The sequence below is a fragment of the Streptomyces sp. NPDC050732 genome (assembly GCF_040654255.1).
Taxonomy (GTDB): domain Bacteria; phylum Actinomycetota; class Actinomycetes; order Streptomycetales; family Streptomycetaceae; genus Streptomyces.
Genome location: NZ_JBFAHP010000053.1, coordinates 1 through 26,202, shown reverse-complemented (window position 1 = coordinate 26,202; position 26,202 = coordinate 1). Strand labels below are relative to the sequence as shown.

The 26,202-nt window shown below is 70.2% G+C and carries 23 protein-coding genes and 1 pseudogene; 10 read left to right on the top strand and 14 right to left on the bottom strand.

Going from position 1 to position 26,202, the window contains the following annotated elements; translation table 11 throughout:
• Positions 1-71 precede the first annotated feature (71 nt).
• The 5 genes from AB0H82_RS33910 to AB0H82_RS33890 all read right to left on the bottom strand — a co-directional run bounded on the left by AB0H82_RS33910 (position 72) and on the right by AB0H82_RS33890 (position 2,989).
• Complete coding sequence (locus AB0H82_RS33910; protein WP_362999361.1) at positions 72-983, bottom strand: serine/threonine-protein kinase; 912 nt, start codon at positions 981-983, stop codon at positions 72-74.
• Positions 984-1,007: 24 nt separating this feature from the next.
• Positions 1,008-1,754, bottom strand: coding sequence for a class I SAM-dependent methyltransferase (locus AB0H82_RS33905; protein ID WP_362999360.1), 747 nt, complete (start codon positions 1,752-1,754; stop codon positions 1,008-1,010).
• A gap of 79 nt (positions 1,755-1,833) precedes the next feature.
• Positions 1,834-2,259: a hypothetical protein gene (locus AB0H82_RS33900; protein WP_362999359.1), complete on the bottom strand. Its 426-nt coding sequence runs from the start codon at positions 2,257-2,259 to the stop codon at positions 1,834-1,836.
• 80 nt (positions 2,260-2,339) lie between these two features.
• Positions 2,340-2,552 (bottom strand): hypothetical protein, encoded by a 213-nt coding sequence (locus tag AB0H82_RS33895; protein WP_362999358.1) that lies wholly within the window; start codon positions 2,550-2,552, stop codon positions 2,340-2,342.
• A complete protein-coding gene (locus tag AB0H82_RS33890) occupies positions 2,549-2,989 on the bottom strand; it encodes a hypothetical protein (protein ID WP_362999357.1) in 441 nt (146 codons plus the stop codon). The genes AB0H82_RS33895 and AB0H82_RS33890 overlap by 4 nt, the downstream gene beginning before the upstream one ends.
• Positions 2,990-3,452: 463 nt before the next feature.
• Here AB0H82_RS33890 and AB0H82_RS33885 point away from each other — a divergent pair, with 463 nt between their 5' ends.
• Positions 3,453-4,514 (top strand): tetratricopeptide repeat protein, encoded by a 1,062-nt coding sequence (locus AB0H82_RS33885; RefSeq protein WP_362999356.1) that lies wholly within the window; start codon positions 3,453-3,455, stop codon positions 4,512-4,514.
• Between the two features lie 25 nt (positions 4,515-4,539).
• On the opposite strand, the gene AB0H82_RS33880 is transcribed toward AB0H82_RS33885, so the two are convergent.
• The 3 genes and pseudogenes from AB0H82_RS33880 to ssd all read right to left on the bottom strand — a co-directional run bounded on the left by AB0H82_RS33880 (position 4,540) and on the right by ssd (position 7,778).
• Positions 4,540-5,658 carry a TniQ family protein gene (locus AB0H82_RS33880; RefSeq protein WP_362999382.1) on the bottom strand — a complete coding sequence of 373 codons (1,119 nt, stop codon included), beginning with the start codon at positions 5,656-5,658 and terminating at the stop codon, positions 4,540-4,542.
• Positions 5,659-5,796: 138 nt separating this feature from the next.
• Positions 5,797-6,660 (bottom strand): annotated as a pseudogene (locus tag AB0H82_RS33875) (TadA family conjugal transfer-associated ATPase); the annotation flags it as partial.
• A complete protein-coding gene (gene ssd, locus AB0H82_RS33870) occupies positions 6,657-7,778 on the bottom strand; it encodes a septum site-determining protein Ssd (RefSeq protein ID WP_362999355.1) in 1,122 nt (373 codons plus the stop codon). The pseudogene AB0H82_RS33875 and the gene ssd, both read right to left, overlap by 4 nt.
• A 525-nt stretch (positions 7,779-8,303) precedes the next feature.
• Here ssd and AB0H82_RS33865 point away from each other — a divergent pair.
• Positions 8,304-9,128 (top strand): HAD-IB family hydrolase, encoded by an 825-nt coding sequence (locus AB0H82_RS33865; RefSeq protein ID WP_362999354.1) that lies wholly within the window; start codon positions 8,304-8,306, stop codon positions 9,126-9,128.
• Positions 9,129-9,530: 402 nt separating this feature from the next.
• Here the strand turns inward: AB0H82_RS33865 and AB0H82_RS33860 are convergent, their stop codons facing one another.
• On the bottom strand, positions 9,531-10,346 hold the full coding sequence (locus tag AB0H82_RS33860; protein WP_362999353.1) for an oxidoreductase: 816 nt from the start codon (positions 10,344-10,346) through the stop codon (positions 9,531-9,533).
• Positions 10,347-10,447: 101 nt separating this feature from the next.
• On the opposite strand from AB0H82_RS33860, the gene AB0H82_RS33855 reads away from it, so the two are divergent.
• Positions 10,448-11,428, top strand: coding sequence for an ATP-binding protein (locus AB0H82_RS33855; protein ID WP_362999352.1), 981 nt, complete (start codon positions 10,448-10,450; stop codon positions 11,426-11,428).
• A 15-nt stretch (positions 11,429-11,443) separates the two neighbouring features.
• Here the strand turns inward: AB0H82_RS33855 and AB0H82_RS33850 are convergent, their stop codons facing one another.
• Positions 11,444-12,715 (bottom strand): hypothetical protein, encoded by a 1,272-nt coding sequence (locus tag AB0H82_RS33850; RefSeq protein ID WP_362999351.1) that lies wholly within the window; start codon positions 12,713-12,715, stop codon positions 11,444-11,446.
• A gap of 297 nt (positions 12,716-13,012) precedes the next feature.
• Between AB0H82_RS33850 and AB0H82_RS33845 the strand changes: the two genes are divergently transcribed.
• The 6 genes from AB0H82_RS33845 to AB0H82_RS33820 all read left to right on the top strand — a co-directional run bounded on the left by AB0H82_RS33845 (position 13,013) and on the right by AB0H82_RS33820 (position 20,961).
• Positions 13,013-15,382: a SulP family inorganic anion transporter gene (locus AB0H82_RS33845; protein ID WP_362999350.1), complete on the top strand. Its 2,370-nt coding sequence runs from the start codon at positions 13,013-13,015 to the stop codon at positions 15,380-15,382.
• 108 nt (positions 15,383-15,490) lie between these two features.
• On the top strand, positions 15,491-17,464 hold the full coding sequence (acs, locus tag AB0H82_RS33840) for an acetate--CoA ligase (protein WP_362999349.1): 1,974 nt from the start codon (positions 15,491-15,493) through the stop codon (positions 17,462-17,464).
• A 273-nt stretch (positions 17,465-17,737) separates the two neighbouring features.
• Positions 17,738-19,144 (top strand): Na+/H+ antiporter NhaA, encoded by a 1,407-nt coding sequence (nhaA, locus tag AB0H82_RS33835; RefSeq protein WP_362999348.1) that lies wholly within the window; start codon positions 17,738-17,740, stop codon positions 19,142-19,144.
• Positions 19,145-19,196: 52 nt separating this feature from the next.
• Positions 19,197-19,694, top strand: a complete 498-nt coding sequence (locus tag AB0H82_RS33830) for a phage holin family protein (protein ID WP_362999347.1) — start codon at positions 19,197-19,199, stop codon at positions 19,692-19,694.
• Entirely contained in the window at positions 19,691-20,632 is a 942-nt protein-coding gene (locus AB0H82_RS33825; RefSeq protein WP_362999346.1) for an alpha/beta hydrolase, read from the top strand. The genes AB0H82_RS33830 and AB0H82_RS33825 overlap by 4 nt, the downstream gene beginning before the upstream one ends.
• A 140-nt stretch (positions 20,633-20,772) precedes the next feature.
• The gene (locus AB0H82_RS33820) at positions 20,773-20,961 is read left to right on the top strand and encodes a hypothetical protein (RefSeq protein ID WP_362999345.1); all 189 of its coding nucleotides are present in this window, start codon (positions 20,773-20,775) and stop codon (positions 20,959-20,961) included.
• Positions 20,962-20,991: 30 nt separating this feature from the next.
• On the opposite strand, the gene AB0H82_RS33815 is transcribed toward AB0H82_RS33820, so the two are convergent.
• From AB0H82_RS33815 to nth, 3 genes are all read right to left on the bottom strand, one after another.
• The gene (locus AB0H82_RS33815) at positions 20,992-22,197 is read right to left on the bottom strand and encodes a MarP family serine protease (RefSeq protein ID WP_362999344.1); all 1,206 of its coding nucleotides are present in this window, start codon (positions 22,195-22,197) and stop codon (positions 20,992-20,994) included.
• A 49-nt stretch (positions 22,198-22,246) separates the two neighbouring features.
• A complete protein-coding gene (locus AB0H82_RS33810; RefSeq protein ID WP_362999381.1) occupies positions 22,247-22,930 on the bottom strand; it encodes a CoA pyrophosphatase in 684 nt (227 codons plus the stop codon).
• A 232-nt stretch (positions 22,931-23,162) separates the two neighbouring features.
• Entirely contained in the window at positions 23,163-24,032 is an 870-nt protein-coding gene (nth, locus tag AB0H82_RS33805) for an endonuclease III (protein ID WP_362999343.1), read from the bottom strand.
• 358 nt (positions 24,033-24,390) lie between these two features.
• Here nth and AB0H82_RS33800 point away from each other — a divergent pair, with 358 nt between their 5' ends.
• A complete protein-coding gene (locus AB0H82_RS33800) occupies positions 24,391-25,065 on the top strand; it encodes a Crp/Fnr family transcriptional regulator (protein WP_016642758.1) in 675 nt (224 codons plus the stop codon).
• A 115-nt stretch (positions 25,066-25,180) separates the two neighbouring features.
• On the opposite strand, the gene AB0H82_RS33795 is transcribed toward AB0H82_RS33800, so the two are convergent.
• Complete coding sequence (locus AB0H82_RS33795; protein WP_362999342.1) at positions 25,181-26,011, bottom strand: MBL fold metallo-hydrolase; 831 nt, start codon at positions 26,009-26,011, stop codon at positions 25,181-25,183.
• Positions 26,012-26,202 lie beyond the last annotated feature (191 nt).

The following is a 26,202-nucleotide window of genomic DNA, read 5'->3' as shown; positions in this document are numbered from 1 at the left end:
ATGAAGTCACGCGCTGATCCTTCTCAGCGTCCCAGCCTCGAACTGGGCCGAACCGGGGGCAGCGGTGTAGGTCACCCATCCGCTGAGGTCAGGGCCTCGAAGGCGTGCTGGAGAACACGGGCGGAGGGACGGCGGCCGGGACCGGTCTGGAGGCCCGAGGTGAGGATGTCCTCGAACGCGGCGAACGGCCAGGGACGCGTGTGCGCCCACGGCTTGACCTGGCCCAGGGCGAGTTCCTTGCGCAGTTTGGGGGTGGACTGTGTGGTGTCGCGGGTGCTGATCGGGTAGGTGCCGGTCCAGCAGGCGTAGATCACCGCGCACAGGGACCACACCTCGGAAGCTGTGGTGAGGGGCAGGTCGTCGGCCGGTGTGGTGGTGAGGCGGGCATGGGCGAGCTCGGGGGACATGAACCAGTCGTAGGCGCCCCGGTAGACGACGGGCCCGGTGCCGGGCTGGCGGTCGGGGGCGTGGGCCATGGCGAAGTCCAGCAGTGTGGCGCCGTGGTCGTTGAGGATGAAGTGGACCTCTTGGAGGTCGCCGTGGCGCCAGCCGCCCGCGTGGAGGTCGGCGACGGCCTTGCACATGGCGGCCGCGTATGAGGCGGCCTGGGCGGCATCGGGGGCCTGGCGGAGCTTGGCGAAGGCCGTTTCGGCGTCGTCGCCGCCTACCCACTTCAGTGCCAGCCAGGAGCCCTTGCCGTCGTCGAGGGTGCCGTGGGCCTCGTAGAGGCCGGTCAGGGTGCCGTCGGCGGCCAGGGCGAGCAGAATCTCGGCCTCGACTAGGGCGAGCCGCTCGGAGTCCACATGCCCTTGCGGGTCCGTGCAGGGGACGGTGATCTTCAATGCGTACGGGCCGCGTACGGTCTCCACCCGCCACAGGCAGGTGCCGCGCCGCTCGGCGACGAGGACGGGGCCGGGCTTGGCCGCCTCCCCCCACACGGAAGCGATCAGACGGTGTGCGGTGGTGTAAGAGGAGGCAGTCACTCAAGATCCCGTTCGGCTGGTGCGTCAGCGGTCGTCCGAAGGGTCGAGAGTGTAGAGCGTCAGGTGCCGGGTCGAGTCACCTTTGAAGGGGCCGCCCTGCCAGTCGCCGTACTGGGCCTGGCGGCGCATCCCGGCGAGCCGGGCCATCAGGTCCAGCTCGGACGGCCACGCATAGCGGATGACCAGGGGGAGCATCGTCACCCCTTGAGGGGTGGTGAGGACCTCCTGGGAGCGCACGGTCTGGGTCACCGGGTCGTGCTGCATCGCCGACCACCGCACGTGCTCGTCGCCGACCTCGCGCACGCTCGTGCCCTGCACCTGGCCCGACTGCCAGTCCGAGACACGCGCCTCGACGGCGAACACCCCGCCGGGTGCCAGATGGCGGGCGGCGGCCTCGAAGCACGCCACCTGGTCCTCCTGGCTGGTGAGGGTGAACAGGGTCGAGGCCACCACGAAGATCAGCGCGAAGCGCTGGTCCAGGTCGATCCGTGTCATGTCGCCGACCAGGGCACGGGCCGGGAGAGCGCCCGTTTTGGCGTTGAACGCCTCCACCATCTTCGGAGAGGCGTCCAGGCCCGTGACGTCGGTGCTGAGCCGGGCCAGCTCGATGGCCACCAGGCCGGTGCCGCACCCCAGTTCAAGAGCAGGGCCGGGTGGGGCCAGCTGCCGCAGGCGGCTGGCGTCGTGCTGCGGGTTACGGCCGGTGGACAACGCGTCATAGTGCGGGGCCCACTGATCCCACCGCTTGGCTTGCCGGTCGATCTCTTCCACGCTCAGCCTCCATCGCATGGTGCGGTCGGACACAAGGGGCAGGGCCCGGCGGTGCCGGGCCCTGCCTTCGGGCTTGCGGTCAGGCGGCGAGTTCCACCGGCCGCCAGTGCGTCACGTCCACGGCGGCCGGGTCGATGCCCAGGGCCTTGAACATGTGCTGGTGCATGTCGTTGCCGAACGCCTGTGACTTCGCCGTGAAGAACGCCTCGTCGTACCAGGCGACGCCGAACAGGACACGGCCCTGCTGCGGCTGGTGCGGGTCGATCTCGACGTAGGTGCTCTGCCAGTCGTAGAACTTCTCCGACTCGGGGCGGGCCTTGAGCTGCTCGTCCGAGGAGCGCAGAGCGGCGATGGCACGGGTGACGCTGTCCATGTCCGGGCAGGCCAGCGCGCACTGGGAGAGGGCAATGGGCGTCTTGGCACCCCGGCGGCCGGGGTCGTCGTCCTCGCCGGTCAGGACGCGGAAGCGGGTGAGCTGTCCGCCGGAATGGAGGAGGAGATCCATGATCATTCACCTTCCTGTTGGGTTGTGCGGTGCGACATCCCCGCCGGCCTGCGTCGTGGAGCACCGGCCGCGGAGGTGGCTCAGGGGGCCGACGGCCGCGCCATGGCGTCGGCGTCCGGCTCGGAGAGGGCGGGCACAGGGGCCTGGCCGTTGAGCTCGGTCTCGGCAGCCGCACCGAGCAGGACCACGCCCGCGACCGTGCAGGCCACCCCGATAACGCCCATGAACGCGGCGACCAGGTCCCGGTCGCGTCCCGGCTGCGGGCGGGCACGGTGGTGACCCTGGCCGCTCACTTCTGGCCCCAGCGCTGGTCACAGTCGCCGAGCATGCGGCCGCTTTGGGCGTACAGGCGTTCCATGTCGGCCGGGGTGAGGATCAGAGCGGCCTCAGTTTGGGTGCCGTCCTCGAAGTGGATAAGAATCCGCAGGGACCCCTGGCCCGCCCGCACGTCGTAGACGGCGTCCAGGTGTTCCATGAGGGTGGCGCAGGTCGCCTTGGCCGGCACGGGGGCGAGCGCGCTCCCGTCGGCGGGGACAGCCCATTCCTCGCCGCCGGCCGGTGCACGAAGCTGGTAGTCGGTGCGGCCCCCGCCGGGCAGGGCCACCACGACGCCGATGCGGCCGCCCTCGCGGCGGTCAGCGGCTAGCTCGCCGGTGCGGGGATGAAACGGCGCCGCCGTACCCAACCCGGGTCCCTGGGTAGGCAGATGGGGTGTTGGCCTTGCGGTCATGGTCGTCTCCGTTAGTGGCGGTAACAACGGATCACCCCCAACCTGGCCTGGGAGGCCGGAGTTTGGCCGGGGTGATGTTCAGTCAACGACCGGCCAGAGACCCTGGGGAGGTGGCAGGGTGTAACCCCGCGTAGTCCCGCGTAACCCCAGATGGAAGGGGCACCGGAGAGTGGAACGCGTCCAGCCCATCGCCGAACTGATCCGACAGGCATGCGGCAAACGCGGCTGGGGCCCGGCGAAACTGGCCCGTGAGCTGGGCATCGCCGAAGGGCGGGGCCCGACGGGGATGAGCCGCCAGTACGCCCGGAAACTGATGATCGGGGAGCGTAACCCCGACTACTGGCTGCCGTACTTGATCCAGGTCTTAGATCTTGATGTCACCCCGTCCCGGCAGATGACCATGCCGGGTCCGGCGCACGCAGATACCGTGGCAGATGTCCTGGCCCTTGGGAGGAGTGACGCAGTGGACCGACGGAGCTTTTTGACCGCATCCGGCGGTGCCACCCTCTCCCTCCTCGGCGTCCCCGACGCCGAGGCGATCACCCGCCGCGTCCAGAGCGCCCCCGCAGGTGCGGTCCGGGTCGGGCAGGGAGAAGTCTCCGCAATCTTGACCATGGTCAAGACGCTCGGCGACTCCGCCGCCGAGTACGGCGGCAGCCACGTCCGGCGCCTGGCCGAGGCCTACCTCACCGACAACGCCGGCCCCTGGCTCAACGGCCGCTACACCCTCTCCACCGGCCGCGACCTGTGGGCCGCCACCTCCCAGCTCGCCCACCTCATCGGCTGGATGTACCAGGACGAGGGCGACAAGGAACAAGGCCAGGACAACGGCGACGACCCCCAGGCCCTGGCCAAGCACTACTACGCCTATGCCTACCGGCTGGCTGCCGAAGCTGATGAGCCCGAGCTCGCCGCGACCGCTCTGCGGGGCATGACGGTCCAGTCCATTGGCCTGGGCCCTCGCCACCGCGCCGAGGCGTTCGCACTGGCGGAGAAATGCGTCGAGCATTCCAAGGGCCTGGCCGACTCGCGCGCGGTCGCCTACTACGAGTCGACCTTCGCCGAGGCCGCCGCCCTGGACGGCAACCACCGCCTGGCCACCCAGGCCCTGGCCGCTTCCCAGTCCGCTATCGAGCGCACGGCCACCGAACCGCCAGGCCAATCGTGGGCATCGCACTTCACCATCGGCCGGTGGGCCCACGCCTCGGGGATGATCCTGGCCAAGATGGGCGACCTCACCGGCGCCCGTGAACAACTCCACCAGTCCCTGGAAGTACACGGCTTGGACCGCCGCCGTAGCCGTGCGAGCGTGCTCGGAAACCTCGGCGAGATCCACCTCCAACAAGGCGACCTCGACGGCGCACTGAGCGTGTGGTCCGAATTCCTCGACTGTGCCGAGGGAGTTAAGTCCGTCCGCGTCCGCGACGCTGCCACCGACATGCGCGTCCGCCTGACCCGCTACCGAAGTGTGTCTGGAGTGGGCGCACTCGACCGCCGGGCCGCCGCCCTCCTGGCTAGTCAGTAGCCACTGCGGGTGCCACTTCCCTTGCTCAGCAAGGCGTTTGTCCTGGTGCTCTTTGGTCCACACCCGTAGACGCTTTTCTCCCTTCGCCTGTCGAAGTAGGCGCGCACACCGCACTCACAATCCGGGACAGGCGTGCCGTCGTGTTCTGCGGCGGGCGCTTGATCCACGATTGATGCAGCAGCCGAACTGGCCGTATGAGCGGGCGGGACGCGAAATCCGCCAGCTCCAAAGCAGCACTCCATGGGTCCTTGCTGAACACGACCTGCGCGGCGACCCGTAGACATGCCGTGCGAACAAACATCTCCGGGGCGTCGCGGTCCTTCCTTGGCATCAGCCTGCCCGAAGCAGCCGAGTACCTGCGTGAGAACGCCGCGAAGCGCTCCAGCACCACGAGGTCGGCCCCGCTCAAGTGATCCGGAGTCGCCAGGAATAGCGCCAAGTCAGCCATGGCCGCTAGGTCGGACAGGTCAGCACGTGTTGTATCGGGGCACGGCTCCAGATCGGCCAGGTATCCGTCGAGCCGTTCTTGCAGGTTGGTGAGCAATGGATCTCGCAGGAGTGGCGCCGCCATGTCGCGATACGGGACCGCGCACGGCCGTACCTCTCTTCGGACCGGGTCTCGCACGCTGCCGCGGCAGGCGCCGTTAGCAAGGTCAATCTCTCCTGCACGAACGGTCCTACGGCAGACAGGGCAGCCAGGCAGCAGGTAGCACTGGTGTCTCAGACATGCGAAGACCCACGGAGTGGACCACGCCAGAGGCCACCGGCCGCCTCGCTCGTCTAGGCACTGCGGGCAAAAGCGGAGTTCTCCGGGATCGATCCAACTTGATTTGACCGTCCGGTAGTTGTCCGCTCCCGCAGCGGTTCGCACCTTCTCCGGAAGAGCGCTGCCAGCGAAGCGCGTCCACGTCATCCGTCGCACCGCCGCAGGCATAAGCCCGGTAGCGGCCCTGATCCTACGAACGTCATCGTCGCCCATGCCGAAGACGACGGATTGCGCGCTGGACGCCGAGACTCTCACACCATTGTCGTGTGAGCGCGTGGCGCCACAGGCTTGGGCCGCGATGGTGCGATTGACGCCGTACACCGTGGACAAGTGGTCCAACCAGCTCAGCAGGGATTCGTCCGGCAACGGAACTGGCACTACAGGGAGGCGCCGGGGCAGACCGATAGAGGCGGAGACGGTCACCCGCGTAACCTATGACACTGAACAGTTCACTGCGCCACTGAACTACTCACTGAACTATTCCGTGCGCCACTGAACTCTTCGGTGCCGTTCAACACCGCCCTCGTGTCCCGTGTTCAGCGCGGCCAGCAGGTGCACCACCTCCGGGCCCCGCACCTCGCCGACGACCAGCCGGTCCGGTCGCATGCGCAGCGCCTGTCGCACCAGGTCGTCGAGGCCGACGAGGCCCGCTCCTTCCTGGTTCGCCGGCCTGGACTCCAGGCGGACCACGTGCGGGTGCTCGGGCTTCAACTCGGCGGAGTCCTCCGCGAGCACGATCCGCTCCTTGGCGCCCACCAGGCCGAGCAGCGCGCTGAGCAGGGTCGTCTTGCCGCTGCCGGTGCCTCCGCTGATGAGGAAGGACAGCCGGGCGTCGAGCAGGGCCCGCAGGATCCGGTCGCCGCCGGGCGGGACCGTGCCGGCGGCGACCAGTTCCGTGAGGGTGAAGGCCTTGGGGCGCACGACGCGCAGGGAGAGGCAGGTCGAGCCGACGGCGACCGGTGGCAGCACCGCGTGCAGCCGGGTGCCGTCCGGGAGGCGTGCGTCGACCCAGGGCCGCGCGTCGTCGAGGCGTCGCCCCGCCACGGCCGCGAGGCGCTGGGCGAGCCGCCGCACCGCGGCCGCGTCCCGGAAGGTGACGCCCGTGAGCTCCAGGCCGCCGCCCCGGTCCACCCAGACCCGGTCGGGCGCGGAGACCAGCACATCGGTCACCGAGGCGTCCGCGAGCAGCGGTTCCAGCGGGCCGGCCCCGACCAGCTCCGACCGCAGCTGTTCCGCGGCGCCGAGGATTTCCGTGTCACCGAGGACCCGGCCCTGGGCCCGCAGCGCTTCGGCGACCCGGGCCGGAGTCGGCTCCGTGCCGCTCTCGGCGAGCCACTGCCGCACCCCGTCCAGCATCCGGGCTCCGACCACGGCGCTCATACGCCCCCTCCCGCGGCGTCGACCGGCAGCCGGTCCCAGAAGGCGGTGCAGAACCGCGCCAGCGGCCCGCGCGCGGCTCCCCCGGGCGGCGCCCCCGCGGCCAGCGACGCCGCGAGCCCGGCCTCCCAGGGCACTTCCCCGGCCAGTGGCAGCCCGAGCAGCCGCGCGACCTCCTCGGAGTCGAGCCCACCGGCCCCTCCGAGGCCCGCGCCCCGCGCGACCACCACGCGCAGATCCCGCAGCACCGCTCCCGCGGTCGACGCCACCCGGCGCGCCCCCGCCACCGCGCGCAGTTCCGGCGGCACCACCAGGAGCCCGAGATCCACCTGCGCCAGCGCCTCCGCGGCCGCCTCGTCGACCCTGCGGGGCAGATCAAGGACCACCGTGCCGCCGCGCCTGCGGGAGGCCGCGACGACCGCTCGCACGGCCTCCGGAGCGACCGTGACCGCCTCCCCCCGGTCCCAGCTCAGGACCCGCAGCGCGTGCAGCTCCGGAAGCGACTCCTCCAGCGCGCCGCCGCCGACCCTGCCCCGCGAGGCGGCGAAGGCCGGCCACCGGAGTCCTTCGGCGCTCTCACCGCCGAGGAGGACGTCGAGTCCGCCGCCCAGCGGGTCCGCGTCGACGAGCATCGTGCGCCGCCCGGCACGCGCCGCCGTGACCGCGAGGGCGCAGGCCAGGGTGGACGCCCCGGCGCCACCGCGGCCGCCCATGACCCCGACGGTGAGCGCGGACCGTCCCACGCCCTCGGCCACATCGGCGATGCGGTCCACGAGCCACTGCTCGCCGCCGGGCAGGAGCAGCACCTGGTCGGCGCCGATCTCCACCGCCCGCCGCCAGACGTCCGGGTCGTCCTGATCCCGTCCGACCAGCAGTACGCCCCGCCGTCGCACGGCTCCCCGCACCCGGTCCACGGCGTCGTCCCCGACCAGGATGAGCGGAGCCGCGTCCCAGCCCTCCCCGCATCCGGGTCCGCCGTGATGCACCTCGGGCACCGCTCCCGCCGCGGCGCACAGCCGCAGCAGGTCGTCCAGCAGCTCCACGTCCTCCGTGACGATCAGCGGTCCGCCCTGCCGTCCGTCGGCCGGCGCGGATCCGTCCCGCGCCCTGAGTCCACCCACGATCCCCATCCCCCTTCGCCGCAAGCCTGTGAATGCAGCGCCCCGCGATCACGAAGAACCGGGCAGGCAATCCGGCCGGAACTTCGCGAGCGGGACGAGCGGAATCAGCGTGCGGCCCGGCGGGAAATGGTGTGGATCTTGCTCAATAACTGTGGACAAGGCGATGGCTGTGAATATCCCGGTCACCCATACCAGTGACATCACGCGGGCTTGGCAGGCCTTCCGCAGAGCATCGTCACGACTACCCTCAGTGACGGATCTTGGGCGCCACGAGAGACGGTCGAGGCGGCGAAGAGAGCGGCTCAAGGGCCGAAAGAGGATCAACGGAGGGTTCAAAAACCCATCCGGACATGCGACGACCCCCGCCGGGGGGGAGAGCGGGGGTCGTCCCCACGGTCCGACTCGGGGGGGGAGGAGCCAGACCGGGTTAGCACGGTCGCGAACGATCCGTGACTTCCATGGTGTACCCGAGAGCCTTCTCAGGCAAACCCACGCGCCTCAGCTTACGCCGAATGGTGGGCGCCTATGCTCGGCCTCGTGGAAAACCACTCCTTGCCTCGCACCGCCGCGTTCTTTGACCTGGACAAGACGGTCATTGCGAAGTCGAGCACGCTCACGTTCAGCAAGTCCTTCTACCAAGGCGGCCTGATCAACCGCAGAGCGGTGCTGCGCACCGCGTACGCGCAGTTCGTCTTCCTGGCCGGCGGCGCCGACCACGACCAGATGGAGCGGATGCGCGAATACCTGTCCGCACTGTGCCGCGGCTGGAACGTACAACAGGTCAAGGAGATCGTCGCCGAGACCCTGCACGACCTGATCGACCCGATCATCTACGACGAGGCCGCGTCCCTTATCGAGGAGCACCACGCCGCGGGCCGCGACGTGGTCATCGTCTCCACGTCGGGCGCGGAGGTCGTCGAGCCGATCGGCGAGCTCCTTGGCGCGGACCGGGTGGTGGCGACCCGCATGGTGGTCGGGGACGACGGCTGCTTCACGGGTGAGGTGGAGTACTACGCGTACGGCCCCACCAAGGCCGAGGCGATCAAGGAGCTCGCACGGACGGAGGGGTACGACCTCGACCGCTGCTACGCCTACAGCGACTCGGCGACCGACCTGCCGATGCTGCGGGCCGTCGGGCATCCCTTCGCGGTCAATCCGGACCGCGCGCTGCGCCGCGAGGCCCTCACGCGCGCGTGGCCGATCCTCGACTTCCACCGGCCGGTCCGCCTGAAGCAGCGCCTGCCCGCGCCGCCGCGCCCCGCCCTCGTCGCGGCGGCCGCGGTCGGTGCCGCGGCGGCCACGGCGGGTCTCGTCTGGTTCGCCAGCCGGCGCCGCCCGGCCGTGAGCTGAACGCCGGGCAGCGCGAGCCGTAGACGCCGTTCAAACAGGAGCGAATCAGGCCGGACGCATATGCCTGATTCGCTCCTGTTTGAACCTAAAAGTAAAGAAGTGTGGCCCCCACTTCCGCTTACCCCAGGACAGGAGTACAAAGGAGTCAACGGCCCGCGAGACCAAGGACATCCGAGAGGATCACCTTTGAACGCAGCAAAGGCCCCACGGACCGAAGCATGAACATCGAGCACCCACGCGACGTCGACCCGTCGATTACGGGCCAGCCGCACCAGGTGACGGGCAATGTTCCCGACCTGATGGGCAACACTTCGAGGACGCTTGGTAACCCGGTGGACATGCCAGCGGCGGTACGGATTCCGTACCGCCGCAACCCTGTTCGGGCCCTTGCGTCGAGCGCTCTTAAGCCGCGCCGCGCTGCAGCGCCTCGCACACGGCCGCCGATTCCCTGACGCCGAGTTCGACCGCCTTGCCGCAGTGGGCGATCCAGGCCGCCATGCCTTCCGGCGTGCCGGACGCGTAGCCGTCGAGGGCCGCCACATAGGCAGCCCTGCCCAGTTCCGCGCACCCCGCCTCCGCCGGGCAGATCGACTTCGGGTCGAGGCCGCTGCCGACCAGGACGATGCGTTCGGCGGCGCGCGCCACCAGGCCGTTGTGCGAGCCGAAGGGGCGCAGGCTGAGGAGTTCGCCGTGGACCACGGCAGCCGTCACGAGGGCCGGCGCCGCACTGCCCGCGATGATGAGCCGGGAAAGGCCTTCGAGGCGGCCCGCCACCTCGTCCGCGTCCGGCAGGGGCAGCTCGACCAGCGGTTCGTCGACGGGCTCGCCCGCCAGCCTCGGCCGGCCCGCGCCCTCGGTGGAGTCCGCGGCGGCGACCAGGTGCAGGCGCGCCAGGACCCGCAGCGGCGACTGCCGCCAGATGGACAGGAGTTGACCGGACTCGGCGGTCAGCCGCAGGGCCGCGCCCACCGTCCGCGCCTCCTCGTCGCCGCTGAAGTCGGTGCGCCGCCGCACCTCCTCAAGCGCCCACTCGGCGCCGGAGAGCGCGGCGGAGCCGCGGGCGCCGCGCAGTGCCGCCTCGGAGGTGATCTCGTTGCTGCGGCGCCGCATGATCCGGTGCCCGTAGACCCGGTCCACGGCCTTGCGCACGGAGTCCACGGAGTCGGCCACGCCGGGCAGTGCGCCCAGGGCCGCAATCGGATCGGCTGTCGTACTCATGAGTACGACCCTACGTACTTCCGGGCCCCGCTCCACGAAGGAGTGGTCTTCTTCACGCGGATCGAGCACTCGCAGTACGCGACGCGCTACGCTTCGTGGTTATGAAAATCGCTTTCGTAGGGAAGGGCGGCAGCGGCAAGACCACGCTGTCCTCGCTCTTCATCCGCCACCTCGCCAGTACCGGCGCGCCCGTCATCGCGGTGGACGCCGACATCAACCAGCACCTGGGGCCCGCACTGGGTCTCGACGAGGCGGTGGCCGCAGAGCTGCCCGCCCTGGGCGCGCGTCTGCCGCTGATCAAGGACTATCTGCGGGGCTCCAACCCGCGGATCGCCTCGGCGGACACCATGATCAAGACGACGCCTCCCGGTGAGGGTTCCCGGCTCCTCCGGGTGCGCGAGGACAACCCCGTCTACGACGCGTGCGCGCGGCCCGTGGAACTGGACGACGCCACCGTGCGTTTGATGGTCACCGGGCCGTTCACCGAAGCCGACCTCGGTGTCGCCTGCTACCACTCCAAGACGGGAGCGGTGGAGCTCTGCCTGAACCACCTGGTGGACGGCCGCGACGAGTACGCGGTCGTGGACATGACCGCGGGCTCGGACTCCTTCGCCTCCGGCATGTTCACGCGCTTCGACATGACGTTCCTGGTGGCGGAGCCGACGAGGAAGGGAGTCTCCGTCTATCGCCAGTACAAGGAGTACGCGCGGGACTTCGGCGTCAGCCTCGCCGTCGTCGGCAACAAGGTGCAGGGCCAGGACGACGTCGACTTCCTGCGCGAGCAGGTCGGTGACGACCTCCTGGTGACCGTCGGGCACTCGGACTGGGTGCGCGCCATGGAGAAGGGCCACCCGCCGCGCTTCGAGCTCCTGGAGGAGGACAACCGCCGTTCCCTGCAGGCGCTCCAGGACGCCGTCGACGCCTCGTACGACCGGCGCGACTGGGAGCGGTACACCAGCCAGATGGTCCACTTCCACCTGAAGAACGCGCAGAGCTGGGGCAATGAGCGCACGGGGGCCGACCTGGCTGCCCAGGTCGACCCCGACTTCGTGCTGCGTGAGCGCATGACCGCCACGGCCTGACCGGGCCGGCGGGGGTTACCGCTTGATCGCCGGAGCGCCCGGGACCCCCTTCGGGGCCGGCGCGGGCTGGGCGGAGAGGAACGCCGCCCAGCCTTCCTTCGGCTCCTTGCCGACCCGCAGCCCGGTCAGCTTCTTCAGCGTCTTCGGGTCCTGCGCGTCGAGCCAGTCCGCGAGCTGGCGGAAGGAGACACAGCGCACGTCGCGCTTGGTGCAGACCGCCTCGATGGTCTCCTCGATGGCGCGCATGTACGTGCCGCCGTTCCACGACTCGAAGTGGTTGCCGATGATCAGGGGCGCGCGGTTGCCGCGGTAGGCGCGGTCGAAGCCCTGGAGCAGGCCGTCACGCATCTGGTCGCCCCAGTACTCGTGCTTGTCCGGGTCGCCCTGTGAGGTCGAACCGGACTGGTTCACCATGAAGTTGTAGTCCATGGTCAGCGTCTCGAACTTGCGGCCGGGGACCGGGACGAGCTGCATCGACAGGTCCCACAGCCCCTCCTTCTTCTTGGGCCAGACCTGGTCGTTCACGCCGCTCGTGTCGTAGCGGAAGCCCAGCTCCCCGGCGGCCCGCATGAAGTTCTTGCGGCCTTCGAGGCAGGGGGTGCGGGCGCCGATCAGCTCCTTGTCGTAGTCGAAGGGCAGGGGCTGCGCCTTCTTCATGCCCGTGTTGGTCTTCCAGGCCTTCACGAAGGACTTGGCCTGCCTGATCTCGCTCTTCCAGTCCTCGACGGACCACTCGCCCACCCCGCGGCCGTTGCCGCAGAAGTGGCCGTTGAAGTGCGTGCCGATCTCGTTGCCCTCCAGCCAGGCGCCGCGGAGCTGCTCCACGGTGTCCTTGATCCCGCCGCGGTCATTGAAGCCGATGTCCGAGCTGCCGGCCGTGTGCTGCGGCGGTCTGTAGAGCCTGCGCTTCTCCTCGGGGAGCATGTACACGCCGCTGAGGAAGTAGGTCATCGTCGCGTTGTTCCGCTTGGCCACCTTGCGGAAGTGGGAGAACAGCTTCTGGCTGTCCTCGCCCGCCCCGTCCCAGGAGAAGACCACGAACTGCGGTGGCTTCCGGCCCGGCTTGAGGCGGGCGGGTCTCGGCAGGTTCGGCTGTTTTCCGGTGAAGGCGGTGGAGCCGTCGCCGATCAGGCGGACGGCACTCTTGGGCGCCGGGGCGCCGGCCGCCTTCTTGGCGCCGTGAGCGCCCTCCTTGGAGCCGGTGCTTCCGTCGGCACAGCCGGCCAGTGCGGCTCCACACGCCACCAGGGCGGTGAGGCTCGCGGTGATCCTCCGGGTGGCGGCCATGTTCCGCCCACCTACTTTCCGTGCAAGTCGGGACATATCACACCGAAGTTCGCACGGAGTCCGATAAGCGATGTTACGACAAGCCGATTACATTTTTTATTCACTCATCAGGGTGACTGATTGCCCCATTTGCCCCGAAAGTCCGCCCAGATCCTTTACTCTGGATTACGGTTCGTTTACTGAGAGTTGAGAAATCCCGCCGCTGTCACGCCGTGACCCACGGCCGCGATCTGACCTCCGGAGACCTCCGGAGGACCCCTTGTCCGCGACCGCGCTGCCCCGGAGGAGACGGGAAACATGTCTGCCTGCGTCCCCACTCGCACCACCGACTCGGCTCACACGCCGCGCGACCACGAGCCCCACGCCCCGCCGCCCGGCAAGAGATTCCGCATCGCGGGGGCCGACCTCTCCGCGTCGGTCGCCGTCTTCCTGATCGCCCTGCCGCTCTCCCTCGGCATCGCCCTCGCCACCGGCGCACCGCTCCAGGCGGGCCTGGTCGCCGCCGCCGTCGGCGGCATCCTCGTGGGAGCGCTCGGCGGATCACCGCTCCAGGTCAGCGGCCCCGCCGCCGGGCTCACCGTCGTCACCGCCGACCTCATCCACCAGTACGGCTGGCGGACCACCTGCGCCATCACCGTCCTCGCCGGGCTCTCCCAACTCGGCCTCGGCTGCCTGCGCGTGGCCCGCACGGCCCTCGCCGTCAGCCCCGCCGTCGTCCACGGCATGCTGGCCGGCATCGGCGTCACCATCGCCGTCGCCCAGCTGCACATCGTGCTCGGCGGCACCCCGCAGAGCGTCGTCCTCGACAACCTCCGGGCGCTGCCCGCCCAGCTCGCCGACCTGCATCCGGCCGCCCTGACGATCAGCGTCCTGACGCTGGCGATCCTGCTGCTCTGGCCACGGATCCCCGGGCGGGCGGGGCGCATGGCCCGCGTCCTGCCCGCGGCCCTCGTCGCCGTCGCCGCCGCGACCGCCGTCTCCTCGCTCGCCCGGCTCCACGTCGACAAGGTGGATCTGCCGTCCTGGCGCAGTCACGCGCTCGTCGGGCTGCCGGAAGGGCCCGCGCTGGGGCTGGTCGCCGCCGTGCTCACCATCACGCTGGTGTGCAGCGTGCAGTCACTGCTCGGCGCCGTCGCCGTCGACAAGGTCGTCGCGAGCCGGTCCGAGGTGCACCCGGGCGTGCGCCGCTCCGACCTCGACCGCGAACTGCTCGGCCAGGGCTCGGCGAACATCGTGTCAGGAGCGCTCGGCGGGCTCCCCGTCGCCGGAGTCGCGGTGCGCAGCATGGCCAATGTGCGCGCGGGCGCCGTCAGCAGGAACTCCACGATGCTGCACGGCGTTTGGGTAGTGGTGGCCTCGCTTCTCCTGGTTCCCGTCCTGGAGCTGATCCCCCTCGCCGCCCTCGCCGCCCTCGTCATGGCCGTTGGCATCCAGATGGTCAGCCTGAACCACATCCGGACCATCACCCGGCACCGCGAAATCGTCGTCTACGCCGTCACCACTCTCGGTGTGGTCTTCCTCGGCGTCCTCGAAGGCGTGGCACTGGGCGTCGCCGTCGCCGTCGCCGTCTCGCTGCACCGGCTCGCCCGCACCCGGATCACCCACTGCGAGGACGACGCGGGCGTCCACCGTCTGCGGGTGCGCGGGCAGTTGACGTTCCTCGCGGTGCCGCGGCTCAGCAAGGCGCTGCACCTCGTCCCGCAGGGGACGGACGTCATCGTGGAGCTGGACGGCTCCTTCATGGACCACGCGGCGTACGAATCGCTGCAGTGCTGGCAGGACTCGCACACCGCGCACGGCGGCAGCGTCGAGATCACCGGCCGCTCCGGGACCCGTATCGCCGAGCCCGCCAGCTCCTCCCACTCCTGCTGCAGGCCCTGGGCACCGTGGCGCAACCACCACTGCGACCGGCCGCAGGAGGAGCAGCGGGACGGGCGGGCGGTGCGGCGGCCCAGCGGGCACCAACTGGCCAGCGGCATCAGCGCGTTCCAGCGGAACACGGCGCCTCATGTGCGCGGCGAGCTCGCCAGGCTAGCGCGCGAGGGGCAGCAGCCCGCACAGCTCTTCCTGACCTGCGCGGACTCCCGGGTCGTCACCTCGATGATCACGTCGAGCGGCCCCGGCGACCTCTTCGTCGTCCGCAATGTGGGCAATCTGGTGCCGCTGCCGGGCGCCGAGAGCGGGGACGACTCGGTGGGCGCCGCCATCGAGTACGCGGTCGATGTGCTCCAGGTGCGCTCCATCACCGTGTGCGGGCACTCCGGGTGCGGCGCCATGCAGGCACTGCTCAGCGCCCCGCCCGGTGGCGCCCAGACACCGCTCAAGCGGTGGCTGCGGCACGGACTGCCGAGCGTGGAGCGGATGGGCGCGCAGGACAGGGCGTGGGCGCGCCTGGCCGGCAGAGCGCCCGCCGACGCGGTGGAGCAGCTCTGTCTCACCAATGTGGTGCAGCAGCTTGAGCACTTGAAGGCGCATGAGTCGGTGGCGCGCCGACTTGCCGAAGGTGATCTTGAGCTGCACGGTATGTACTTCCACGTCGGTGAGGCGCAGGCCTATCTGCTGACGGAGGGCACCGGCCTTGAGCCGCTCCCCGACGAGGTCTTCGACCAGGTGCTCGCGACGGAAGAGGGCGAGGTGGAACCGACCCCTTCGGGGAAATCCAGGTAAAGGTCTAAACCAATTTCCGGCAGGCCCTTGTCACCACGGGTTGCGTCTGATGAGCTGTGGCTTCGGACACAACGGTCGCCCCCGGCAAAGCAGCGCAAGGGAGATGTCGTGAGCAACGAAAGCCTGGCCAACCTCTTGAAGGAGGAGCGTCGCTTCGCACCGCCGACGGAGCTGGCAGCCGCCGCGAACGTCACGGCGGAGGCGTACGAGCAGGCCAAGGCTGACCGGCTCGGCTTCTGGGCCGAGCAGGCCCGCCGGCTGGCCTGGGCCACGGAGCCGACCGAGACGCTCGACTGGTCGAACCCCCCGTTCGCCAAGTGGTTCGCCGACGGGCAGCTCAACGTCGCGTACAACTGCGTGGACCGCCACGTCGAGGCGGGCAACGGCGACCGTGTCGCGATCCACTTCGAGGGTGAGCCCGGCGACAGCCGGGCCATCACCTACGCCGAGCTCAAGGACGAGGTCAGCCGCGCGGCCAACGCCCTGACCGAGCTGGGCGTCCACAAGGGCGACCGCGTCGCCGTCTATCTGCCGATGATCCCCGAGGCGGTCATCGCGATGCTGGCCTGCGCCCGCATCGGCGCCGCCCACTCGGTGGTCTTCGGCGGCTTCTCCTCGGACGCGATCGCCAAGCGCATCGAGGACGCCGACGCGAAGGTCGTCATCACCGCCGACGGCGGGTATCGCCGAGGCAAGCCCTCCGCGCTCAAGCCCGCCGTGGACGAGGCCGTCAGCCGTGTCGACGGCGTGCGCCACGTCCTCGTGGTGCGCCGCACCGGCCAGTCCCTCGAAGAGGCGGGGAGCACCTGGACCGAGGGCCGCGACGTGTGGTGGCACGAGATCACGGAGCGGCAGTCCACCGAGCACACCCCCGAGGCCTTCGACGCGGAGCACCCGCTCTTCATCCTCTACACCTCGGGCACCACCGGGAAGCCGAAGGGCATCCTGCACACCTCCGGCGGCTATCTCACCCAGGCGGCCTACACCCACCACGCCGTCTTCGACCTCAAGCCGGAGACCGACGTCTACTGGTGCACGGCCGACATCGGCTGGGTCACCGGCCACTCGTACATCACGTACGGCCCGTTGGCGAACGGCGCGACGCAGGTGATGTACGAGGGCACCCCCGACACCCCGCACCAGGGCCGCTTCTGGGAGATCGTCCAGAAGTACAAGGTCACCATCCTGTACACGGCGCCCACGGCGATCCGCACGTTCATGAAGTGGGGCGACGACATCCCCGCGAAGTTCGACCTCAGCAGCCTGCGGGTGCTCGGGTCGGTCGGCGAGCCGATCAACCCCGAGGCGTGGATGTGGTATCGGAAGAACATCGGCGCCGACAAGTGCCCCATCGTGGACACCTGGTGGCAGACCGAGACCGGCGCGATGATGATCTCGCCGCTGCCGGGCGTGACCGAGACCAAGCCGGGCAGCGCCCAGCGCGCCCTGCCGGGCATCTCCGCCACGGTTGTCGACGACGAGGCGAACGAGGTGCCGGACGGCGGCGGCGGCTATCTCGTCCTGACCGAGCCGTGGCCGTCGATGCTGCGCACCATCTGGGGCGACGACCAGCGGTTCATCGACACGTACTGGTCGCGTTTCGAGGGCAGGTACTTCGCCGGTGACGGTGCCAAGAAGGACGACGACGGCGACATCTGGCTGCTCGGCCGGGTGGACGACGTGATGCTCGTCTCCGGGCACAACATCTCCACCACCGAGGTCGAGTCGGCGCTCGTCTCGCACCCGGCGGTCGCCGAGGCGGCGGTCGTGGGCGCGGCGGACGAGACGACGGGCCAGGCCATCGTGGCGTTCGTGATCCTGCGGGGCACGGCGAGCGCCGAGGACGAGGGGCTCGTGGCGGACCTGCGCAACCACGTGGGCGCCACGCTCGGCCCGATCGCCAAGCCGAAGCGGGTCCTCCCGGTGGCCGAGCTGCCGAAGACCCGGTCCGGCAAGATCATGCGGCGGCTGCTGCGGGACGTCGCGGAGAACCGCGAGCTGGGTGACGTCACGACGCTCACCGACTCGTCCGTGATGGACCTCATCCAGACGAAGCTGCCGAGCGCGTCGAGCGAGGACTGAGCGCCGAAAGCGACTGGTTCGCGTACGCGCAGAGGGTCGTCTTCACTTACGCCCAAAGGGCCGTCCGGCAGCGTGCCGGGCGGCCCTTTTGTGCTTAAGGTGAAGATCGCCGGATGCGTCCGGGCGTACGTTAGGTAAGCTAAGGATCGCGTCAACATCGCGACAAGATGCGAACCGAGCATCGCGAGAAGGCGCGACGAGAAGAACTAGGTGCGCCGGGAAGTCTGGTCGGCATGTGCTCTGCCCTGCCCGCCCGACCGGAGGTCGACTCTCGTGACCGCGCCCATACGCAGCACCGACAGCCAGCGCAAGGTTCTCGGACGTCTCTCGCTCCCCGAGCGGAACTTCGTCGCGAACGCCCTGCGCGCCGAGACCGTCGGCGGCGTACTGCTGCTCGTCGCGGCCGTCGCCGCCCTGATCTGGGCCAACACGGCCGGCGGCTCCTACGACTCGGTACGCGGCTTCCACCTCGGCCCCGCCTCGCTCGGGCTCGACCTCTCCCTCCAGCACTGGGCGGCCGACGGCCTGCTCGCCGTCTTCTTCTTCGTCGCCGGCATCGAACTCAAGCGCGAGCTGGTCGCGGGCGATCTGCGCGACCCCAGGGCGGCTGCGCTGCCCGTCGTCGCGGCGCTCTGCGGCATGGCCGTGCCCGCCCTCGTCTACGTCCTGACCAACACGGTCGGCGGCGGCTCCCTGGACGGCTGGGCCGTCCCGACGGCGACCGACATCGCCTTCGCGCTCGCGGTCCTCGCGGTCATCGGCACCTCACTGCCGTCCGCGCTGCGCGCCTTCCTGCTCACCCTCGCCGTCGTCGACGACCTCTTCGCAATCCTGATCATCGCGGTCTTCTTCACCAGCGACCTGAACTTCGCGGCGCTCGGCGGCGCCGTCCTCGGCCTCGCCGTCTTCTGGCTGCTGCTCAGGAAGCGGGTGCGCGGCTGGTACATCTACGTTCCGCTGGCGCTCGCCATCTGGGGCCTGATGTACAACAGCGGCGTCCACGCCACCATCGCGGGCGTCGCCATGGGCCTGATGCTGCGCTGCCACAAGGAGGACGAGAGCGAGGAGCACTCCCCCGGCGAGCACATCGAACATCTCGTACGTCCCCTCTCCGCGGGTCTGGCCGTGCCGCTGTTCGCCCTGTTCAGCGCCGGGGTGGTCGTCTCGGGCGGCGCGCTCGGCGACGTGTTCACCAAGCCGGAGACGCTCGGCGTCGTCCTCGGCCTGGTCATCGGCAAGGCGGTCGGCATCTTCGGCGGCACGTGGCTCGCGGCGCGCTTCACCAAGGCCGAGCTGAACGACGACCTGGCCTGGCCCGACGTCTTCGCGGTCGCCTCGCTGGCCGGCATCGGCTTCACCGTCTCGCTGCTGATCGGCGAACTCGCCTTCACCGCGGACCCGCTGCTCACCGACGAGATCAAGGCGGCCGTCCTGAGCGGCTCCCTCATCGCGGCCGTGCTCTCCGGGATCCTCCTGAAGGTACGGAACGCCAAGTACCGCAAGCTGTGGGAGGACGAGGAGCGCGACGAGGACCTCAGCGGCGTGCCCGACATCTACGAGATGGACGATCCGGAGTACCACCGCAGGATGGCCGCCATCTACGAGAAGAAGGCGGCGGAGCACCGAAGGCTTGCCGAAGTCTCGGGTGGGGAACGCGAGGATGGCAACGGTCCGGCATGATCTGAGCAGACATATCTCAGAAGAGATCAGAAGAGAAAAAGGGGAGAACGCGATGAGCTCACCCGACGGTCCTGTCGGCGCCGAGCGCAGCCTCGGCCAGCTGGTCGCCACGGCGACCGGTGAGATGTCCGCGCTGGTGCACGACGAGATCGCACTGGCCAAGGCCCAGCTGCGTCAGGACGTGAAGCGCGGTGCGATCGGCGGCGGCGCGTTCGCCGCGGCCGGCACGGTCCTCATCTTCTCGCTGCCGATGCTGAGCTTCGCGCTCGCGTACGGCATCCGTACCTGGAGCGGCTGGAACCTCGCCGTCTGCTTCCTGCTGTCCTTCGCCGCCAATGTGCTGGTGGCCGGGGTGCTCGCGCTGATCGGTGTCGTCTTCGCGAAGAAGGCCAAGAAGGGCAAGGGCCCCCAGAAGGTCGCCGCCTCGGCCAAAGAGACGGCTGCCGTACTGGGGAACGTCAAGCCGCACCCCCGTGCGGTGAGCCCTGCGGGTGCTGTCGAGGTCCGAGTCGGTGAGACGGGGGCCACTGTGGCACGCTCGTCCTCATGACGGACCCCGCCACTCCATCGGCCCAATCTCCTGCCTCGGTCGTACGCGTCGAAGGGCCCTGGACCCACCGGGACGTGGCCGCCAACGGCGCGCGCTTCCACATCGCCGAGCTGGGCGACGGGCCGCTGGTCCTTCTGCTGCACGGCTTCCCGCAGTTCTGGTGGACGTGGCGGCACCAGATGGTGGCGCTCGCCGACGCGGGCTTCCGGGCCGTCGCGATGGACCTGCGGGGGGTGGGCGGCAGCGACCGCACGCCCCGCGGCTACGACCCGGCGAACCTCGCGCTCGACATCACCGGCGTCGTGCGCTCCCTCGGCGAGCCGGACGCGGCGCTCGTCGGGCACGACCTGGGCGGATATCTGGCGTGGACGGCGGCCGTGATGCGGCCCAAGCTGGTGCGCCGCCTCGCCGTCTCCTCGATGCCGCATCCGCGGCGCTGGCGTTCGGCGATGCTGTCGGACCGCAAGCAGACCGCTGCCGCCTCGTACGTGTGGGGTTTCCAGCGGCCATGGGTGCCGGAGCGTCAGCTGGTCGCCGACGACGGGGCCCTGGTGGGCCGTCTGGTGCGGGACTGGTCGGGGCCGCGGCTGCCGGACGACGAGGCGGTCCAGATGTACCGGCGCGCCGTGTGCATCCCCTCGACGGCGCACTGTTCGATCGAGCCGTACCGCTGGATGGTGCGGTCGATGGCACGGCCGGACGGCATCCAGTTCAACCGGCGCATGAAGCGTCCGGTGCGGGTGCCGACACTGCATCTGCACGGCTCGCTGGACCCCGTGATGCGGACGAGGAGCGCGGCGGGCTCCGGCGAATACGTCGAAGCGCCGTACCGCTGGCGACTGTTCGACGGCCTCGGACACTTCCCGCACGAGGAGGACCCGGTGGCGTTCTCCACGGAGTTGGTGAACTGGCTGAAGGACCCCGAGCCCGATCGGTGAGGGCTCCGGGGGCGGCCGTTGAAACGGCGAGGGTGTTCTCGGCGAACGCTTGTCCTACGAACGCCAATTGCCCGGCGCATAGGCCAATTGGGGCCCCTGCGCGCGGTTACCGACCTTGGGGCGCGGGCACACGTCGGGGTATGGGCTGGACGCACGACTACAGTGACGTAGCACGCAATCGCCGCTCGGCCGCAGTGCTGAACAACCACGAGAGGGGCGGGTCGCAGGATCCGGGCCGGCACGGCCCCCCTCAAGCGATGGGCATCCCCCGCATTCTCCGCCGGAGGGCCCGCTGGGTCTCCGCGCGGCTTCGGCACACGCGCGACTGACCCCGTTCTCCGGGCCCTCCCACCGCCGCCCTAGAGGGCGCAGCCCTGGCTGTCGACCTCCTGGTTGGCGGTGCGGCCACGCTCGATGTCCTCGCGCACCTCGTCCGTCGTCAGTACGTACCCGGTGTCGGGGTCGTCGAGGGACTTCGCGAAGACCACGCCGTAGACCTTGCCGTCGGGCGTGAGCAGCGGGCCGCCGGAGTTGCCCTGACGGACCGTCGCGTACAGCGAGTACACATCACGGCGCACGGTGCCGCGGTGGTAGATGTCCGGGCCCTTGGCCTGGATGCGGCCGCGCACGCGCGCGGGGCGGACGTCGTACGGCCCGTCCTCGGGGAAGCCCGCGACGATCGCGCCGGCGCCGCTGGGCGCGTCCTTCGACGTGAAGCGCAGCGGCGGCGCCTTCAGCGTGGGCACGTCCAGTACGGCGATGTCCCGCTCCCAGTCGTAGAGGACGACCTTCGCGTCGTACACCTGGTTCTGATCGCCTATCTGGACCGTCGGCTCGTCCACGCCGCCGACCACGTGCGCGTTGGTCATCACGCGGCGGTCGGCGAAGACGAAACCGGTGCCTTCCAGGACCTTGCCGCAGCTGCGGGCCTCGCCGCGGACCTTCACGATGGAGCGCTTGGCCTCCGTGGCGACCTTGCTCCTGGCGAGCTTGGGGTCGGGCGGCCGGACGTCCTTGATGGGCTCGTTCGAGAACGGGCTGAAGACCTGCGGGAAGCCGTTCTGCGCGAGGACGGAGGAGAAGTCGTTGAACCATGTGTCGGCCTGGCCGGGCAGCGCGCGGGAGACCCCGAGGAGGACCTTGGAGCTGCGCACCTCCTTGCCGAGCGTCGGCAGCGTCGTGCCCGCGAGGGCGGAGCCGATCAGCCAGGCGACGAGGAGCATCGCCACGACGTTCACCAGGGCGCCGCCCGTCGCGTCCAGGGCGCGGGCGGGCTGCCAAGTGATGTACCGGCGCAGCTTGTTGCCGAGGTGGGTGGTGAAGGCCTGGCCGATCGAGGCACAGACGATCACGATGACGACGGCCACCACCGCCGCCGTCGTACTCACCGTGGCCGCGTCGTCGTCCTTGACCGCGTCCCAGATGACCGGCAGCAGATAGACGGCGACGAGGCCGCCGCCCAGGAACCCGATCACCGAGAGGATGCCGACCACGAAGCCCTGGCGGTACCCCACGACCGCGAACCACACGGCGGCGAGCAGCAGCAGGACGTCCAGCACGTTCACCGATTCAATCCTCGCCTCGCATCGCGGTCGCCCATTCCACGCAACCTTGTCATGCGTGCCAGTCGAGCGGGACCCGCCTGCCGCGGTCCCAGGGGCGCTCCCAGCCCGCGAAGTGCAGGATTCTATCGATCACCCCTGCGGTGAAACCCCAGACCAGAGCCGACTCGACGAGGAACGCCGGGCCGTCGTGGCCGCGGGGGTGAACCGCCGTCGCCCGGTTCGCAGGGTCCGTGAGATCGGACACGGGGACCGTGAAGACCCGCGCCGTCTCGTTCGGATCGACGACGCCCACCGGCGTCGGCGTGCGCCACCAGCCGAGCACGGGCGTCACGACGAAGTCGCTCACCGGGATGAAGAGGCGGGGCAGCACGGCGAAGAGCTGGACGCCCCGGGGGGCGAGTCCCGTCTCCTCCTCGGCCTCGCGCAGGGCGGCGCGCAGCGGTCCCTCACCCTGCGGGTCGCCGTCCACGGGGTCGAGGGCGCCGCCGGGGAAGGAGGGCTGGCCCGCGTGCGAACGGAGGGATCCGGCGCGCTCCATCAGGAGCAGCTCGGGGCCCTTCTCGCCCTCTCCGAAGAGGACGAGTACGGCGGACTGGCGTCCGGCGCCGCTTTCCGGGGGCAGGAAGCGGCTCAGCTGGAGCGGCTCGACGGTCCGCGCGGCGTGCACGACCGGGTCCAGCCATGCGGGCAGGCCTGCGGTGCTGAGCAGGGGGCTGCCGTCGCTCGTACTCATACTCGTGCCCGTATGGGTGTTGCTCGGGTGGCTGTTGCTCGGGTGGCTGTTGCCCGGGTCGGTCGTGTTGCTGGTCGTGCTGTCCGTCGTGTCGCTCGCGTGCGTCATCGGCACCCCCGTCCGTCTCTGGACAACGCTCTTGGCCCTGTGGTTCGTTCCGCCCCGCACCGGTTCTGCCGGTGCTGCGGACTTCTGTCGGTGCTGCGGGCGCCGCTGTGCTGTCAGTGGCGCCTCACCCCGCGGCGAGCGGCGGTGCCGGCTTGCCCGGGTAGTCCGGCGGCGGCTTGAGGCGCTGGCCCGGGAAGCCGCCCATCTCGTACTTCAGGAGCTTCTTCGCCTTCTCCGGGTCCGTCTCACCCTCCCCGTACGACGGGCAGAGCGGGGCGATCGGGCAGGCGCCGCAGGCGGGCTTGCGGGAGTGGCAGATGCGGCGGCCGTGGAAGATCACCCGGTGCGAGAGCATCGTCCACTCGCTCTTCGGGAAGAGCGCGGCTACGGCCGCCTCGACCTTCTCCGGGTCGGTCTCCTCGGTCCACTTCCAGCGGCGGACCAGCCGTCCGAAGTGGGTGTCCACGGTGATGCCCGGGACACCGAACGCGTTGCCGAGGACGACGAACGCGGTCTTGCGGCCCACTCCGGGCAGCTTGACGAGGTCCTCCACGCGGCCGGGGACCTCACCGCCGAAGTCGTCCCGCAGGGCCTTCGCCAGGCCCATGATCGACTTGGTCTTGGCCCGGAAGAAGCCGGTGGGCCTGATCAGCTCCTCGACCTCCTCGGGAACGGCCGCGGCCAGGTCCTCCGGAGTCGGGTACTTGGCGAAGAGGCGCGGGGTCGTCTGATTCACCCGCAGGTCGGTCGTCTGGGCGGAGAGGACCGTGGCGACCAGGAGTTCGAAGGGGTTCTCGAAGTCCAGCTCCGGGTGGGCGTACGGATACACGTCCGCCAGCTCGCGGTTGATCCGCCGGGCGCGGCGGACGAGGGCGGTCGACGGCTTCTCGGGCGTGGCCTTCTTCGCGGTCTTTTCGGGCGTCGTCTTCTTCGCAGTCTTTTCGGGCGTCGTCTTCTTCGCAGTCTTTTCGGGCGTCGTCTTCTTCGCGGTCACAGGGCCGACCTCTTCGCCGGGGACATCAGGGAAGGTGTCCGTTTTGTCGCTTTATTGGAAGCATTGGACGCGTGTTCGCCCACAGCGGAATCCCGGAGGGCGGCCACCGGCCCAGCCCCCTCGGCCTGTGCTCTCACCGGCTTTTTGGACACCCGGCCAGCCTAGAGCCCGACACCGACATCCGTCCCTGACCCCATGGATCGGCCCCCAATTGGCCCCCTCCCGCACAGCTCGCGGCGCCGGTGCGGCAGACTTGTGACTGATCACACTGTTTGGACCGTCCGGCAAAATGGGGAACACGGACCCCTGATATGCGGGGACCCAAGATCCCCTGAGCAGGTCGACAAGGAGAGAACTCGTGGACGACGTTCTGCGGCGCGCCCCGCTCTTCGCGGCGCTCGATGACGAGCAGGCCGCGGAGCTCCGCGCCTCCATGAGTGAGGTGACGCTCGCGCGCGGGGATGCTCTCTTCCATGAGGGCGACCCCGGAGACCGGCTGTACGTGGTCACCGAGGGCAAGGTGAAGCTCCACCGCACCTCGCCCGACGGCCGCGAGAACATGCTCGCGGTGCTCGGCCCCGGCGAGCTGATCGGTGAGCTGTCGCTCTTCGACCCCGGACCGCGGACCGCCACGGCCTCCGCCCTCACCGAGGTGAAGCTGCTCGGCCTGGGCCACGGCGACCTCCAGCCGTGGCTGAACGCCAGGCCCGAGGTGGCCGCCGCGCTGCTGCGCGCCGTCGCCCGGCGCCTGCGCAAGACCAACGACCAGATGTCCGACCTCGTCTTCTCCGACGTGCCGGGGCGGGTGGCCCGCGCGCTCCTCGACCTGTCGCGCCGCTTCGGCGTGCAGTCCGAGGAGGGCATCCACGTCGTGCACGACCTCACGCAGGAGGAGCTCGCCCAGCTGGTCGGCGCCTCCCGCGAGACGGTCAACAAGGCGCTCGCCGACTTCGCCGGCCGCGGCTGGCTGCGGCTTGAGGCCCGCGCCGTGATCCTGCTGGACGTGGAGCGGCTGGCCAAGCGGTCGCGCTGACGCTTTTTCTGTACGCGTTGCCTTCTGTACGCGTTGCCTTCTGTACGCGGCACGTTTTGTGTACGTGGACGGGTCCCGCCTCTTTGGAGGCGGGACCCGTCGCGTTTTCCGGCCGTCAGATCAGGCCGTGTTCCCGCAAGTAGTCCAGCTGCGCCCGGACCGACAGCTCCGCGGCCGGCCACAGGGAGCGGTCCACGTCGGCGTACACGTGTGCGACGACGTCCGCGGCCTCCGTGTGGCCGTTCTCGACAGCCGTCTCGACCTGCGCCAGCCGGTGGGCGCGGTGCGCCAGGTAGAACTCGACGGCCCCCTGGGCGTCCTCCAGGACCGGCCCGTGGCCCGGCAGGACCGTGTGGACGCCGTCGTCGACCGTCAGGGAGCGCAGTCGGCGCAGGGAGTCCAGATAGTCGCCGAGGCGGCCGTCGGGGTGCGCCACGACCGTGGTGCCGCGTCCGAGGATCGTGTCGCCCGTCAGGACCGCGCGGTCGGCGGGGAGGTGGAAGCAGAGCGAGTCCGCCGTGTGACCGGGGGTGGCGACGACGCGCAGCTCCAGGCCTCCCGTGGTGATGACGTCGCCGGCCGCCAGGCCCTCGTCGCCGAGACGCAGGGCGGGGTCCAGGGCGCGTACGTGGGTGCGCGTCAGCTCCGCGAAGCGGGAGGCGCCCTCCGCGTGGTCGGGGTGGCCGTGGGTGAGCAGGGTCAGTGCGACGCGCTTGCCCATCTTCTCGGCCGTCTCGATGACGCGGCTCAGGTGGGCGTCGTCCAACGGGCCCGGGTCTATGACCACCGCCAGCGGGGAGTCCGGCTCGGAGACGATCCAGGTGTTCGTACCGTCCAGGGTCATCGCGGAGGCGTTCGGCGCGAGGACGTTGACCGCGCGGGTGGTGGCGGGGCCGGTGAGGACTCCGCCGCGGGGCTGGCCGGGGAGGGCGGCGGCATCGGTCATGCGGGGGTGACTCCTGTCTGGGGGCGGGCGGGCGGGTCCGGTGCGGTGGTTTGTGGTCCCCTGCGGGTTGTTGCTCGGGGCGCCTGGCTCGTCTGGGGGGCGGGGCCGCGGGGGTATGTGCGTACTCGCTATCCCTGCGCCGCGGCACACGGACAAAGACGCCGATGTGTGCTCGGTGCTCCGTTCGCACA

Coding starts and splice junctions, on each gene's coding strand:
- AB0H82_RS33900 (WP_362999359.1), bottom strand. CDS start 2,259: ATGGATCTCCTCCTCCATTCCGGCGGACAGCTCACCCGCTTCCGCGTC.
- AB0H82_RS33890 (WP_362999357.1), bottom strand. CDS start 2,989: ATGACCGCAAGGCCAACACCCCATCTGCCTACCCAGGGACCCGGGTTG.
- AB0H82_RS33865 (WP_362999354.1), top strand. CDS start 8,304: ATGCTCGGCCTCGTGGAAAACCACTCCTTGCCTCGCACCGCCGCGTTC.
- AB0H82_RS33860 (WP_362999353.1), bottom strand. CDS start 10,346: ATGAGTACGACAGCCGATCCGATTGCGGCCCTGGGCGCACTGCCCGGC.
- AB0H82_RS33855 (WP_362999352.1), top strand. CDS start 10,448: ATGAAAATCGCTTTCGTAGGGAAGGGCGGCAGCGGCAAGACCACGCTG.
- AB0H82_RS33850 (WP_362999351.1), bottom strand. CDS start 12,715: ATGGCCGCCACCCGGAGGATCACCGCGAGCCTCACCGCCCTGGTGGCG.
- AB0H82_RS33845 (WP_362999350.1), top strand. CDS start 13,013: ATGTCTGCCTGCGTCCCCACTCGCACCACCGACTCGGCTCACACGCCG.
- AB0H82_RS33830 (WP_362999347.1), top strand. CDS start 19,197: ATGAGCTCACCCGACGGTCCTGTCGGCGCCGAGCGCAGCCTCGGCCAG.
- AB0H82_RS33825 (WP_362999346.1), top strand. CDS start 19,691: ATGACGGACCCCGCCACTCCATCGGCCCAATCTCCTGCCTCGGTCGTA.
- AB0H82_RS33820 (WP_362999345.1), top strand. CDS start 20,773: ATGGGCTGGACGCACGACTACAGTGACGTAGCACGCAATCGCCGCTCG.
- AB0H82_RS33810 (WP_362999381.1), bottom strand. CDS start 22,930: ATGAGTACGAGCGACGGCAGCCCCCTGCTCAGCACCGCAGGCCTGCCC.
- AB0H82_RS33795 (WP_362999342.1), bottom strand. CDS start 26,011: ATGACCGATGCCGCCGCCCTCCCCGGCCAGCCCCGCGGCGGAGTCCTC.